This window comes from Saccharospirillum sp. ABV4_185 (genome assembly GCF_056159245.1).
Window position 1 is genome coordinate 2,335,150 of sequence record NZ_JBSWUW010000001.1, and the last position, 13,528, is coordinate 2,348,677.

Annotated in this window: 15 protein-coding genes; 7 read left to right on the forward strand and 8 right to left on the reverse strand. The window is 56.4% G+C overall.

Annotated elements, in window-relative coordinates; translation table 11 throughout:
• Positions 1 to 61: 61 nt before the first annotated feature.
• The 4 genes from lptB to ACXAE6_RS10955 are packed head-to-tail and all read right to left on the reverse strand — an operon-like array spanning position 62 to position 2,851.
• Positions 62 to 787 (reverse strand): LPS export ABC transporter ATP-binding protein, encoded by a 726-nt coding sequence (gene lptB, locus ACXAE6_RS10940; protein WP_475147545.1) that lies wholly within the window; start codon positions 785 to 787, stop codon positions 62 to 64.
• Positions 788 to 1,327: a lipopolysaccharide transport periplasmic protein LptA gene (lptA, locus tag ACXAE6_RS10945; protein ID WP_475147548.1), complete on the reverse strand. Its 540-nt coding sequence runs from the start codon at positions 1,325 to 1,327 to the stop codon at positions 788 to 790.
• Complete coding sequence (lptC, locus tag ACXAE6_RS10950) at positions 1,314 to 1,880, reverse strand: LPS export ABC transporter periplasmic protein LptC (protein ID WP_392804234.1); 567 nt, start codon at positions 1,878 to 1,880, stop codon at positions 1,314 to 1,316. Before lptC ends, lptA begins: the two co-directional genes overlap by 14 nt.
• Positions 1,880 to 2,851 (reverse strand): KpsF/GutQ family sugar-phosphate isomerase, encoded by a 972-nt coding sequence (locus ACXAE6_RS10955; RefSeq protein WP_475147551.1) that lies wholly within the window; start codon positions 2,849 to 2,851, stop codon positions 1,880 to 1,882. The genes lptC and ACXAE6_RS10955 overlap by 1 nt, the downstream gene beginning before the upstream one ends.
• 159 nt (positions 2,852 to 3,010) lie before the next feature.
• Between ACXAE6_RS10955 and ACXAE6_RS10960 the strand changes: the two genes are divergently transcribed.
• The 6 genes from ACXAE6_RS10960 (at position 3,011) to hisC (ending at position 8,476) form a co-directional block, all read left to right on the forward strand.
• Positions 3,011 to 3,673: an MlaC/ttg2D family ABC transporter substrate-binding protein gene (locus ACXAE6_RS10960; RefSeq protein ID WP_475147554.1), complete on the forward strand. Its 663-nt coding sequence runs from the start codon at positions 3,011 to 3,013 to the stop codon at positions 3,671 to 3,673.
• Positions 3,674 to 3,784: 111 nt separating this feature from the next.
• Positions 3,785 to 4,027: a BolA family protein gene (locus ACXAE6_RS10965; RefSeq protein ID WP_392804227.1), complete on the forward strand. Its 243-nt coding sequence runs from the start codon at positions 3,785 to 3,787 to the stop codon at positions 4,025 to 4,027.
• Between the two features lie 3 nt (positions 4,028 to 4,030).
• A complete protein-coding gene (gene murA, locus ACXAE6_RS10970) occupies positions 4,031 to 5,293 on the forward strand; it encodes a UDP-N-acetylglucosamine 1-carboxyvinyltransferase (RefSeq protein ID WP_475147561.1) in 1,263 nt (420 codons plus the stop codon).
• A 108-nt stretch (positions 5,294 to 5,401) separates the two neighbouring features.
• A complete protein-coding gene (gene hisG, locus ACXAE6_RS10975; protein ID WP_475147563.1) occupies positions 5,402 to 6,058 on the forward strand; it encodes an ATP phosphoribosyltransferase in 657 nt (218 codons plus the stop codon).
• Positions 6,058 to 7,365, forward strand: a complete 1,308-nt coding sequence (gene hisD, locus ACXAE6_RS10980) for a histidinol dehydrogenase (protein ID WP_475147566.1) — start codon at positions 6,058 to 6,060, stop codon at positions 7,363 to 7,365. Before hisG ends, hisD begins: the two co-directional genes overlap by 1 nt.
• A gap of 4 nt (positions 7,366 to 7,369) precedes the next feature.
• A complete protein-coding gene (gene hisC / locus ACXAE6_RS10985; protein WP_475147569.1) occupies positions 7,370 to 8,476 on the forward strand; it encodes a histidinol-phosphate transaminase in 1,107 nt (368 codons plus the stop codon).
• 3 nt (positions 8,477 to 8,479) lie between these two features.
• Here hisC and ACXAE6_RS10990 read toward each other — a convergent pair whose 3' ends face one another.
• Positions 8,480 to 9,574, reverse strand: a complete 1,095-nt coding sequence (locus tag ACXAE6_RS10990) for a S1C family serine protease (RefSeq protein WP_475147574.1) — start codon at positions 9,572 to 9,574, stop codon at positions 8,480 to 8,482.
• Positions 9,575 to 9,641: 67 nt separating this feature from the next.
• Between ACXAE6_RS10990 and ACXAE6_RS10995 the strand changes: the two genes are divergently transcribed.
• On the forward strand, positions 9,642 to 10,391 hold the full coding sequence (locus ACXAE6_RS10995) for a Nif3-like dinuclear metal center hexameric protein (RefSeq protein ID WP_392804212.1): 750 nt from the start codon (positions 9,642 to 9,644) through the stop codon (positions 10,389 to 10,391).
• Here ACXAE6_RS10995 and cysN read toward each other — a convergent pair whose 3' ends face one another.
• The 3 genes from cysN to ACXAE6_RS11010 form a co-directional block, all read right to left on the reverse strand.
• Positions 10,392 to 12,011, reverse strand: a complete 1,620-nt coding sequence (gene cysN / locus ACXAE6_RS11000; protein ID WP_475147577.1) for a sulfate adenylyltransferase subunit CysN — start codon at positions 12,009 to 12,011, stop codon at positions 10,392 to 10,394.
• On the reverse strand, positions 12,011 to 12,919 hold the full coding sequence (gene cysD / locus ACXAE6_RS11005; protein WP_475147579.1) for a sulfate adenylyltransferase subunit CysD: 909 nt from the start codon (positions 12,917 to 12,919) through the stop codon (positions 12,011 to 12,013). Before cysD ends, cysN begins: the two co-directional genes overlap by 1 nt.
• A 93-nt stretch (positions 12,920 to 13,012) precedes the next feature.
• Entirely contained in the window at positions 13,013 to 13,519 is a 507-nt protein-coding gene (locus ACXAE6_RS11010; RefSeq protein WP_475147582.1) for a Z-ring associated ZapG family protein, read from the reverse strand.
• Positions 13,520 to 13,528 lie beyond the last annotated feature (9 nt).

Here is a 13,528-nt window from a genome sequence, read left to right on the forward strand (position 1 = left end):
AGAGGTGTTAATACGCCTTTGGGCCTGTTAATTACAACGAGTCCTGACGGGGATATTGCCGTCATAGCCGGAACTGGTCGCCTAAATATACCTCACGCACGGTGGCGTTGTTGAGTACATCCTCAGCTGTTCCTTCAGCGATGATATGTCCGTTGCCAACGATATAGGCTTTTTCACAGATATCGAGCGTTTCACGGACGTTGTGATCGGTGATCAATACGGCAATGCCGCGATCGCGCAAATGATGAATGATGCCTTTGATGTCGCCTACGGAAATCGGGTCGACACCGGCAAAGGGTTCGTCCAGCAACACCACCGCCGGCTCCATGGCCAGGGCACGGGCGATCTCTACGCGGCGTCGCTCACCACCGGACAGCGCCATACCCAGGCTGTCGCGGATGTGGTTGATGTTGAACTCATCGAGCAGCGATTCCAACCGATCATGGCGTTCGCTGCGCGACAATTCTTTGCGCGTCTGGAGCACGCCGAGAATATTGTCGGCGACACTCAGCTTGCGAAAGATCGACGCTTCCTGAGGCAAATAACCGATACCGTGACGAGCCCGGGCGTGCATGGGCAGTTTGGTGACAGCGGTATCGCCGACGTAGACCTCGCCATTGTCGGCAGGAATCAGCCCAACAATCATATAGAAGCAGGTGGTTTTCCCTGCGCCATTGGGGCCAAGCAGACCGACGATCTGGCCAGGCTCCACGCTGAGGCTGACATCGCGTACCACCGGGCGTTTGCGGTAACTTTTGGCCAGGTGTTTAGCGTGCAATAAACTCATTCAGTCCACCGCTCCTGGCTGGATGATCCAGGTTGCCTGAGGCGCTTCAGGATTTTCTGTCTGGCTGCGTACCGAGCGCACACTGAGCGTTTCTTCAACCAGATTGTATTGGATGTATTCAGCGGTGATTTGGCTGTCATTCTGCTCCAGGCGCCCGCCGCCTTCGGTGATGATGATGTCCTGCTGCGGCCGGTATTCGATACGCTGACCTTCGACATGGATCAACGGCTCGCCAACATCCGGCTGTTCCTGGTAGCGCGCCGGTTCGCCACGCGCTTCGAGAAATTCAATCACACCGGTGGCCGGGTCGCGGGTGACATCAAGGGTATCGGCCCAGACTTCCAGGCTGCCCTGCTTGAGGTGAACGTTGCCCTGAAAATGCGCTTCGCCACTGCCGCTGCGAAAAGCGCCCTGGTCGGCCTGAATGGTCATCGGCTGATCGCGATCTCCGGGCAGTGCCAAAGCGGCGCTGCTGCACAGGCACAGTGCGGCGGCGGTCAAGGCCTTGTGCCAGCGCCGCTTGGAATCAGTCGACCTCATAATGAATGGCTACCTCGGATTGCAAAGTAAGGACGGGATCATCCGTCGTTAGATCGGCGTTGAATCCCACGCCTGTGGCCACCTGCGGGCCCTGGGTGAGTCTAACAGGCTCAGGTGTGCTGACGAAGTCGCCATTTTCGGTCACCTGCAGCCAGTCGGTTGCCAGTTCCCAGCGAGCCAGGTCGCTCAGCTCATGCACTCTGACGGCATTTTCGAAGATAACGTCGCCATTACTGAACAGCGTGGCGGCCTGGGAGCGGATGGTCCAGTCGGGACCGTTGTCGCGAATCAGCCGCACGGTGGGGACCGTCACCTGACTGTTGCCGCTGTCCTGGTAATAGGCAAAGGAGCTGGCCACGGTGTAAAGGCTCGGCTGGCCACTGGTGTCATAGCGGGTCTGCTGGAAGGTGCGGATAAACAGATCCGGTGGGTCTTCCGGCAGTTGTAATTCAGTATTGAAGCTCGGCGGTGCTTCGGCCGGGTGCCACCAGATAATAGCGGCCAGCACCAGGAGCGCGGTTGCGATGGGCAGAACCGTACGCAATCGAGGCATCAGGCCACACCTGCACGCAAAATATCGTGCATATGAACGATGCCGACCGGTCGGTCTGCATCAACGACAACCAGAGCGGTAATCTTGCGCGATTCCATTTCAAACAGCGCTTCGGCTGCCAGGTGTTCGGACGAGATGGTTTTGGCGCCAGCATGCATCACGTCGGCGATCGGCGTTTTATGCAAGTCGATGCCAGCATCCAGGGTGCGGCGCAAATCGCCATCGGTATAGACGCCGAGCAGTTGGCCGTTGTCGTCGACAATCGTGGTCAGACCGAGACCTTTACGGGTCATTTCCAGCAGCGCATCGCGCAGTGGCGTGGTGGGTGCGACGGCCGGAAAGGCGTCGCCGCGGTGCATGATGTCGCCGACTTTCAACAAGAGTTTGCGTCCCAGGCTGCCCCCGGGATGAGAGAAGGCGAAGTCGTCGGCGGTAAAGCCGCGCGCCTCGAGCAGCGCAATGGCCAGGGCATCACCCATGACCATGGTTGCTGTGGTCGACGACGTCGGCGCCAGATTGAGCGGACAAGCTTCCTGCTCGACGCCACAATAAATGTGGGCGTCGGCAGAGCGACCCAACGTGCTGTTGGGGTTGCCGGTCATGCCGATCAGCCGGGCGCCGAGGCGTTTGATCAGTGGAATCAGAGTGATGACTTCGTTCGACTCGCCAGAGTTGGACAGGGCAATGACCACATCGTCACCGGTGATCATGCCCATGTCGCCATGGCTGGCTTCACCGGGATGGACAAAAAAGGCCGGTGTGCCGGTGCTTGCCAGGGTCGCGGCCAGCTTGTTGCCAACGTGGCCTGACTTGCCCATGCCGGTGACCACAACCCGACCTTTACAAGCCAGTGCCAGATCACAGGCGCGTTCGAAACCGGCATCAAGATGAGCGCCCAGCGATTGCAGAGATTCGATCTCCAGGCGCAGCGTGCGTTGAGCCGATTCCAGGTAATTGATCGTTGCGTGCATAGACCGTTTCTTGTCCAAGGGTTCTGAACTGGCGGGCTAGATTACCACAAAGCTGATCTGTCTAAACTGTGCACGGCATCATCTTTGCTGACCTTTGGCATCTCGCACCCAAAGCGCTTCGCCCTTAGAATAGGTGGCGCATACCGAAAGGAGAAATGAATGAGTGTCATGCGAAGGGTGTCGGCCCTGTTGATCGGTGTTGGGTTGTCATTGAGCACAACAGTGATGGCTGAGACCTTTACTCCCAGTCAGTCGGCCGAGCAGAGCGTGATCGACGGTGTTGAGCAGGTGTTGACCGTTGTCGAGAAATACAACAGCGGCGACGCCGGTGATCGCCAGGCCTATCTGAATGAAGTATCCGAGGTGCTGGAACCTTTGATCGGCTACACCGTCATCGTCAGTCGTATTATGGGCGATACGCTGCAAACCGCGACCAATGAACAGAAACTGCGTTTTCTGGAAGTGTTCAAGCGTTCGATGATCAATACCTACGCGGGTGGCCTCTATAACTTTGGCGCCTTCGAAGTGCGTCTGGTGGACGATCAGGACAATGACGACGATAGCGTGCGCAACACCCGGGTCCGGCTGGAAGCGGTATCACCGCAGGGCCAGCGTTACCCGATGGTACAGAGCGTCTACTACAGTCAGGCTTCTGACGGCTGGAAAATGCAGAACGTGATTTTTAACGGCATCAATCTGGGGGTGACCTTCAAAACCCAGTTTGACCAGATCTACCGCGAGCAGGGTGGTGATCTGGACGCAACCATCGACGAATGGGAGCGCATCACCGCCGAATCGTTCGAAGCCAGTCAATTTCAATAAACACCGCACGATAAAACGGAGGTCGGTCGACCTCCGTTTCTCCATTTCGATTTACGCTCGCTTTCCGTATAATCGCCACCCCTTTTTATCGGATTCAACGCAGAGAGACCTATGTCAGCCGACGATGTGAAAGCTATGCTGGTCGCGGCCCTGCCGGATGTCGACTTCGACGTCGACGGTGCAGGTGCCAAATTTTCTGTTCGTGCCGTTGGTGATCTCTTTGCCGGCAAGCGTCCGGTTCAGCGTCAGCAGCTGATCTACGGCGTGTTGAACGAAAAAATTGCCAGTGGCGAAATACATGCCGTCACCATGGCCCTCTACACACCGGATGAATGGTCCGCCGCGGAGAAATAAACCTTGGATAAATTATTGATTACCGGTGGCGCACGCCTGGACGGTGAAATTCGTGTTTCAGGTGCCAAAAACGCTGCACTACCTATTATTGCTGCCACCTTGCTGACCAAAGAACCGGTAACGGTACGCAACCTGCCGCACCTGAACGACATTACCACCATGATCGAACTGCTCGCCTGCATGGGCGTGGAAGTGGTCATCGGTGAAGACATGAGTGTCGAAGTTACCGCCGGTACCATTCGTAATATGACCGCGCCCTACGAGCTGGTGAAAACCATGCGTGCTTCCATTTTGGTGCTCGGTCCGTTGCTGGCGCACTTTGGTGAAGCCAATGTGTCGCTGCCCGGTGGTTGCGCCATCGGCAGTCGTCCGGTTGATCTGCACATTCGTGGCCTGGAAGCCATGGGCGCGCAAATCGACGTTGAAGATGGCTACATCCGTGCTCGCAACGATGGTCGTTTGAAAGGTGCGCGCATCTTCTTCGATAAGGTCACCGTAACGGGCACCGAAAACATTCTAATGGCCGCAGCGCTGGCCGAAGGTACCTCGGTACTGGAAAACGCTGCCAAGGAGCCGGAAGTGGTCGACCTGGCCAACTGCCTGATCGCCATGGGTGCCAAAATTACTGGCGCAGGCACTGACACCATTACCGTGGAAGGCGTTCCCAGCCTGCACGCAGCCGACTATTCAGTGCTGCCTGACCGTATCGAAACCGGTACCTATCTGGTTGCTGCGGCCATTACCCGTGGTCGGATTCGTCTGCGTGAAGCCGATGCATCCACCATGGATGCGGTGCTGGTCAAGTTGCGTGAAGCGGGCGCCAATATTGAAGTGGGTGAGAACTGGATCGAACTGGATATGCAAGGGCGCCGTCCCAAAGCCGTGGATGTTACCACCGCGCCATATCCGGCCTTTCCGACCGATATGCAGGCTCAGTTCACCACCTTGAACGCCATTGCCGAAGGCACCGGCACGGTCGAGGAAACGGTGTTTGAGAACCGCTTTATGCACATTAATGAGCTTGAGCGCATGGGCGCTGATGCGCGCATCAAAGGCAACACCGTCGTCATTACCGGTCATGAAAGCCTGACCGGTGCACCGGTTATGGCGACCGATTTGCGCGCCTCTGCGTCTTTGGTGCTGGCCGGTCTGGTGGCTTCCGGTTCGACGCTGGTGGATCGCATCTACCACATCGACCGCGGCTACGAATGCATTGAAGAAAAACTGGCTCAACTGGGCGCAACCATTAAACGGGTTGCTGGCTAAAGAGCCTTGCGCCTGCCACGGACGGCGGGCCGTATTGATAACATTGCCTGCCAACCTCGCCCTGTAACGAGGTCAATTCACTGAAGATCAAGAGCATATTGTCCGAGCATGGCTAACCCCGCAGATCAGATCACCATCGCCCTGTCGAAAGGTCGCATCCTTAAGGAAACGCTGCCGTTGTTTGCTGCAGCCGGAATTGAGCCGTTGGAAGACATCCATACCTCGCGCAAGCTGATCTTCGAAACCACCCGCCCGGACGTGCGCTTTATCGTCATTCGCGCCACCGATGTGCCGACCTATGTGGAATACGGTGTCGCCGATCTGGGTGTGGCGGGCAAGGACGTGCTGATGGAACACGGCGCCGAAGAAATGTACGAGTTGCTCGACCTCGAGATTGCCCGCTGCCGGTTGATGACCGCGCGATTGGTCGATGCCAAGCCGGTACTCGGTCGGATGAAGGTGGCGACCAAGTTTGTCGATGTCGCCAAGCGTTATTTTGCCGAGCAGGGCCGGCAGGTCGATGTCATCAAGTTGTACGGCGGTATGGAGCTGGCGCCGATCATGGATCTGGCCGACTGCATCGTCGATATCGTCGATACCGGTAACACCTTAAAAGCCAATGGCCTGGAAGCCCAGGAACATATTGCTGATATCAGCAGTCGCCTGGTGGCCAGCCGGCTGGCGCTGAAATTGAAAGACGAACGCCTCAACCCCATTGTCGAAGCTCTAGGTCGCGCTGTTGTTGATCGCAGGAAGGCTTCTTAATGAGTACCTTGTCATTGCGTCGCTTGGACGCCCAATCCCCGGAATTTTCTGCCCAGCTGGATCAACTGTTGGCGTGGGAGTCGGTCTCCGACGCCGACGTTCAGCAACGCGTCGCTGACATTATTGCTGATATCCGCGCTCGTGGTGACGCGGCGCTGCTGGAATTCACCGCTCGCTTTGATCGTTTTCAGGTCGACAGCATCGACCAACTGATGCTGGGCGCTGCGGCCATCCAGGCCGGTTTTGATCGCCTGCCGAAAGCACAGCAGGATGCTTTGAAAACCGCGGCCGAACGGGTTGAAAGCTATCACCAGCATCAACTGGGTGAGAGCTGGCAGTATCGTGAAGCCAACGGCACCTTGCTCGGCCAGCAGGTCACCTCTATGGACAAGGTGGGTATTTATGTTCCCGGCGGTACCGCTCCCTTGGCGTCGTCGGTGATTATGAACGCCATGCCGGCGCGGGTTGCCGGTGTCAGTGAAATTGTTATGACCACACCGGCACCCGATGGTCAGGTCAGTGATTTCGTCTTGGGCGCCGCCCATGTGGCAGGTATTGATCGTATCTTTTTAATCGGTGGTGCCCAGGCTGTGGCGGCTTTGGCTTACGGTACAGAAACAGTACCGGCGGTCGACAAGGTTGTAGGCCCGGGCAATATCTATGTTGCCACCGCCAAACAGCAGGTTTTCGGTAAAGTCGGTATCGATATGATCGCCGGCCCCAGCGAAATTCTGGTGGTCTGTGACGGCAAAACCGATCCGGACTGGATAGCGTTGGATCTGTTTTCCCAGGCTGAGCACGACGTCGATGCGCAGTCGATTCTGATCAGTCAGGACGGCGTCTTTCTCGATGCCGTTAGCGAAGCCATCGAACGCTTGTTGCCGACGTTGGAGCGTGCCGACATTGTGCGTCAGTCGCTGAGCGAACGTGGCGCCCTGATTCAGGTGGCCGATCTGGCCGATGCGCCGGAATTGATTAATCGCATTGCACCAGAACATCTGGAATTGTCGGTCGACGATCCGGAAAGCTGGCTGCCGTCAATTCGTCACGCGGGTGCCATCTTTTTGGGCCGCCACACGCCTGAAGCTCTGGGTGATTATTGCGCCGGACCCAATCATGTTTTACCGACCAGCGGCACCGCGCGGTTCTTCTCGCCACTGGGGGTTTATGATTTCCAGAAGCGCACATCCCTGATCGGCGTTTCTCCTGAAGGTGCTAAGACCTTGGGCGCAGTAGCCTCAGTATTGGCGCGTGGTGAACTGCTGACCGCCCACGCCCGCAGCGCCGAAAAACGTCTGGAAGACTGATTCAATGACCGATCGCAAAACCGACTGGCAAGACAAAATTGACGCCCGCGTGCAACGCTGGGTGCGCGACGATATTCGCAAACTGGCGGCTTATCCGGTGCCCGATTCCAGCGGTTTGTTAAAGCTGGATGCGATGGAAAATCCCTTTACCTGGCCGGCGGAGTTGCAGCAGCAATGGCAGGCAGCTCTGGCCGATGTGCAGGTGAATCGTTATCCGCACTCGGATGCTCCGGAAGTGAAGCAGGGTTTACGTCGGGTGATGGATATTGATGAACGCTGGGAACTGTTGCTGGGTAACGGTTCGGACGAGCTGATTCAATTAATTGCCATGGCGGTAGCCGGTAAAGGCAGAACCTTGATGGCGCCGGAACCGAGCTTCGTGATGTACCGAATGATCGCTCAGTATCTGGATATGGATTACGTTGGTGTGCCGCTGACTGAGCGTTTTGAAATTGATCTGGAAATCATGCTGGCACGCATCGACAGTGAACAGCCGGCACTGATCTTTTTAGCCCAGCCGAATAACCCCACCGGCAACCTTTGGGGTGATGAAAAACTGCGTCGCATCATCGAAGCCGCGCCCGGTTTGGTGGTGATGGATGAAGCTTACACCGCCTTTACCGAGGCAGATTATCTGTCCTGGCTGGACGACTATCCCAACCTGCTGATTCTGCGCACCCTGTCCAAGGTCGGCTTGGCCGGTTTGCGTTTGGGGGTATTGATTGGCGATCCGACCTGGACCGCTGAAATCAACAAACTGCGCCTGCCTTATAACATCGGCAATCTGGTGCAGGCAGCGGCAAGCTTTGCGCTCGATCATTTCGAAACCTTTGAGCAGCAAACCCAGGAACTGGTTAAACAGCGTGGTGAATTAACTCAGCAATTGAAAGCGCTGCCGCAACTGACGGTCTACGATAGCCAGGCCAACTTCGTGCTGGTGCGCACCGAAAACGGCCGGGCGGCGGCCATTCATCAAGGTTTGAAAGATGCCGGTGTGCTGATCAAAAAACTCGACGGCAGCCATGCGTTACTCGCCGATTGCCTGCGCATCACTGTCGGCAGTGGCAGCGAAAATGAACGTCTGTTGTCGGCACTGAAACCTTTGCTGTGACGCTTAGTTGGGTCGCTCGCTGAGCGTTACCCGAGTCTGATAAAAACGCTGGCCGCGCAACAAGGCCAGCGTCAATTGCTCGCCGGGTTTATGCTCAGCAATGCGACCCACCGCTTCGGCCCGACTGGCCAGCGACTCCCCTTCAATACTGACCAACCAATCACCGGCTCGTACGCCGGCCTGCGCTGCCGGACTGTTGATCATCACATCAACGATTTCCCAGGCTGGCGTCGCCAATCCGAATCGCGCTCGTTGTTGCGGTGCAACCGGTCGCACATCGATGCCCAGATAGCCGTGCATGACTGCGCCTTGTTCAATTAATTGTCGGGCAATATCCAGCGCATGCGCATAAGGAATGGCAAAACCGATGCCTTGAAAACCACCGCTATTGGAAAAAATCGCCGTATTAATGCCGACCAGTTCGCCGTAGGCATTGATCAGTGCGCCACCGCTGTTGCCTGGATTAATGGCTGCATCGGTCTGGATAAAATCGGCAAAACGCGTCAGGCCAGGCTGGTGTCGGCCGGTGGCGGAAATAATGCCCATCGATACCGTCTGGCCAACACCAAAGGGGTTGCCGATGGCGAATACCAGATCACCAACCCGGGCGCGATAATCTCTATTCACGGCGATGGCCTGAGTGTTGTTGGCATCGATTTTCAGAACCGCCAGATCGCTGTCCGGATCCAGTCCGACTAGGCGTGCTTCATAGCTATGATCGTCACTGGCTTCGACAATAATCTGTTCACCCTGAGCAATAACGTGGGCGTTGGTCAGAATATGCCCCTGATTGTCGAGCACGATGCCCGAGCCCAGGCTGGTTTGATGCTGAGGTTGTTGCGGCAAAAACTGCGAAAAAAACGGATCGTCTAACAGCGGGTGGCTGGGTCTTTCCAAGCGACTGTTGCTGTAAATGCTGACCACGCTGGATTGGGCGCGGGCGATAACATCCGCGTAACTGACCGGGGTGGGCGCTAACTCCGTCGTGGTCAATTCTGGCTTGGGCGAAAACGATGGCCACAGCACCACCAGGCCACCAACAACCAGGCCAGCAATGATAGGGACCAGCCAAGCTCGCACACTTTGAGGTACACTCATGAGGTTAAATTCACTTCCTTAAATTCGTGCTTTTTGAGCGCAAAGAAACCTTGAATCGGAGTGTATCATGACACTGCATCGCGACGACCTGGTGGCTTATTTGGACGACTATCTCGACGTCGGACGCTTCCAGGATTACTGCCCCAATGGTTTGCAGGTGGCAGGTCGATCGGAAATCCGCAAAATCGTCACTGGGGTGACCGCCAGTCAACGCTTGATCGATGAAGCCATTGACCGTCAGGCCGATGCCATCCTGGTGCATCATGGTTATTTCTGGAAAGGTGAACCGGCGCCGATCACCGGTATTAAACGCAATCGGCTGGCTGCCTTGCTGGCCAACGACATCAATTTGTTCGCCTATCATCTGCCGCTGGATGCGCATCCGGACGTTGGCAATAACGCTCAGTTGGGTCAACTGCTCGGTTGGACGGCAGAAGGCACTCTGGGTGACAGTCTGGTTTGGCACGGTCGGGTCGACGGAGCGGAAACCGGCGCCAGTTTGCGTCAATCCCTGAGTGAAGCACTGGATTATCAGGTGTTGCACATCGGTGAGGATGAAGACGAAATCGAAACCGTGGCCTGGTGTACCGGAGCAGCCCAGGGTTATTTGCAGATGGCCATTGATGCAGGTATCGATGCCTTTATTTCAGGCGAAATCAGCGAGCCGACGGTGCATCTGGCGCGCGAAAGCGGGGTGCATTATTACGCGGCGGGACATCACGCCACTGAGCGTGGCGGGCCCGAAGCGTTGGGTTGGCATCTGGCCCAGCGCTTCGGGTTGAATGTCGAATTTATCGACCTGCCGATTCCGGTCTGATCAGTCGTCGAGAATGTCGTGTTGACGTAGCAGCCTGATCACTGCCGCCGGTGAGGCGTCTTCAACTTTGAAGCCAAAGGGCGCATCGGTTTTACCGGCAATGATGGCAATCAGACCGGCGGCTTCGATATAAGGCGCGACGGCCAGCGCATCTTCCGGGCGGACGATGACGCTGGTGTGACCCAGATCGTACAGAGCTCGCTCCAGTTCGACCGCACGTTCAGCGGCATCTTCCACATCCAATACTACCGACACTGGTTTCTGGCGATAACGCGCAGCGCGTTCGGCTTCGGTGACCGGATGGTTGTCGCGCGACTGAGCCGCCGCTTCAATCATACCGGCGCCAACGGTGACGTTGCTCAACCGATCGATAACGATAAAAGCACCGGTACCGGCAATCTGTCCATAAGGGTCGGCGACGACCGGTTTGTTCAACTGAATGGTCACATCACCAATGCCGTTCAGTGGCAGTTCGTCCGCTGTGCTGTCAACCAGCGTATTAACGTCAATCTGCCGATGCAGCGCGCTGAAAGTACCGGTAGCGGTTTGCGTACCGACTTTGAAATCGTACTGACGGCCTGGTACCAGCGCATTGTCGTGCATCCACACAACCTTGGCCTGGAAAGCTTGCGATACCAGCGGTTCGTCCTTGGCGCCAACCAGCATATCTCCGCGGCTGACGTCGATCTCATCGGTCAGCGTCAGGGTAATGGCCTGGCCGGGGAAGGCTTCGTCCAGATCGCCATCGAAGGTGACGATGCGCTCAACAGTGGAGCTTAAACCTGAGGGCAGGGCGCGGACGGTATCGCCGGGCTTGATGGTGCCCGCAGCAATGGTGCCGGCGAAACCACGAAAATCGAGATCCGGCCGGTTAACGTATTGCACTGGCAGACGGAAGTGTTCGATATCGCGGTCGTGCGAGATTTCGATGGTTTCCAGCAGCTCCATCAAAGGTGCGCCCTGGTACCAGGGGGAGCGTTCACTACGGCTGACAACGTTGTCGCCATCGAGCGCCGACAGCGGCACAAAATGAATTTCCGGCAGCTTCAGTTGCTCCGCGAATTGCAGATAATCGGCTTTGATTTCCTCGAAGCGCGCTTCGCTGAAATCGACCAGATCCATCTTGTTCACCGCTACAATGATATGCTTCAGACCAAGCAAATGCGCGATGTAACTGTGGCGACGCGTCTGCGTCTGCACACCGTAACGGGCGTCGATCAGAATGACCGCCAGATCGCAGGTTGAGGCGCCGGTCGCCATGTTCCGAGTGTACTGCTCGTGTCCCGGTGTATCGGCGATGATGAACTTGCGCTTATTGGTGGAAAAATAGCGGTAGGCAACGTCGATGGTAATGCCTTGTTCGCGCTCGGCTTGCAATCCATCGACCAGTAACGCCAGGTCGATCTTCTCGCCGGTGGTGCCGGATTTTTTGCTGTCTTTTTCGATGGCAGCCAGTTGATCTTCATAGATCATTTTGGAATCGTGCAGCAGCCGGCCGATCAGCGTTGACTTACCATCATCGACACTGCCGCAGGTGAGAAAACGCAGCAGTTCTTTATGTTCGTGTTGCTTCAGGTAGGCGTGGATATCCTGAGCGATCAAGTCAGATTGGTGTGCCATTAGAAGTAGCCTTCCTGTTTTTTCTTTTCCATCGAGCCGGAAGAATCGTGATCGATGGCTCGACCCTGACGCTCACTGGTGGTGGTGAGCAGCATTTCCTGGATGATATCCGGCAAGGTGTTGGCTTCCGATTCGACCGCGCCGGTCAGCGGGTAACAGCCGAGCGTCCGAAAGCGCACCATCTTCTCTTGCACTTCCTCGCCGGGCAGTAATTTCATGCGCTCATCGTTGACGTTGATCAGCATGCCGTCGCGTTCAACCACCGGTCGTTTGGCAGCGAAATACAACGGTACGATGGGAATGCTTTCCAGATGGATGTATTGCCAGATGTCCAGCTCGGTCCAGTTCGACAACGGGAACACGCGGATGCTTTCGCCGCGATTGATCTTGCCGTTGTAGATATTCCACAGTTCCGGGCGCTGGTTTTTTGGGTCCCAGCGGTGGTTGCGATCGCGGAATGAATAGACCCGTTCTTTGGCGCGTGATTTTTCTTCATCGCGGCGCGCACCACCAAAGGCGGCATCGAACTTGTACAGATCCAACGCCTGTTTCAACGCCTGGGTCTTCATAATGTCGGTGTGTTTGGCACTGCCGTGATCAAACGGATTGATGCCTTGACGCACGCCATCCTGATTTTGGTAAACCAGCAGTTCGAACTCGTAATCCCGCGCCATCTTGTCGCGGAATTCGTACATTTCCTTGAACTTCCAGCCGGTATCGACGTGCAGCAGTTTGAAAGGGATGCGGCCGGGAAAGAATGCCTTGCGGGCCAGATGCAGCATCACCGCTGAATCCTTGCCGATCGAGTAGAGCATGACCGGGTTATCGAATTCAGCGGCGACCTCACGAATGATGTGGATGCTTTCCGCTTCCAGCTGTTTGAGGTGGGTGAACATTTGCTGTGCCATAGTCCGTCCAAAGAGGGTGTATCAAGCTGGACGCACTATAACAAAGCTATTTGTTATTGTTGTTACTGCCTGTAAGAATATTTTGATATATGACTATCGCGACTTTTTCGCCTTATCGGCGGTTGCCGTTTCGACGTCATCGTCAGCTTCGTCCGACACAAAAGCCTCGCGGCGCAGGCCATAGGTTTCCGATAGCGTACCTTCTTCGTCACCGCTTTTGGGCGCGTAATCGCGCGGGCCGGTATAGCTGGCATTGGCCATTTCCGAATCTGGCGCCAGGCTTTGCAGGTCTTCGCTGCCGCTGCGTGCCGACTCCAGTCGATATTCCGGCGCCACCAGTTCATCCGCACCCTGATCGAGGTGACTGCGAATGGCGTTGTAGCTGACGGTCAGGCCATCAATCAGCTCGGTGGTGCGGTTGAAGTGTTCGGTAACGCTGACCTGATAATTCTGATGCTGGCGCTTCAGATCGTCGAGTTGGCGTTTCAGGCTGCCGTTGTCATCTCCCTGGCCTCGGGCCCAGAGCCGACCCACGACGATGCCTACAATCAACGCGACGACCAGGGCCGCCAGCAGTGTCATCCAATCCAGTTGCAACATCTGAGTCTC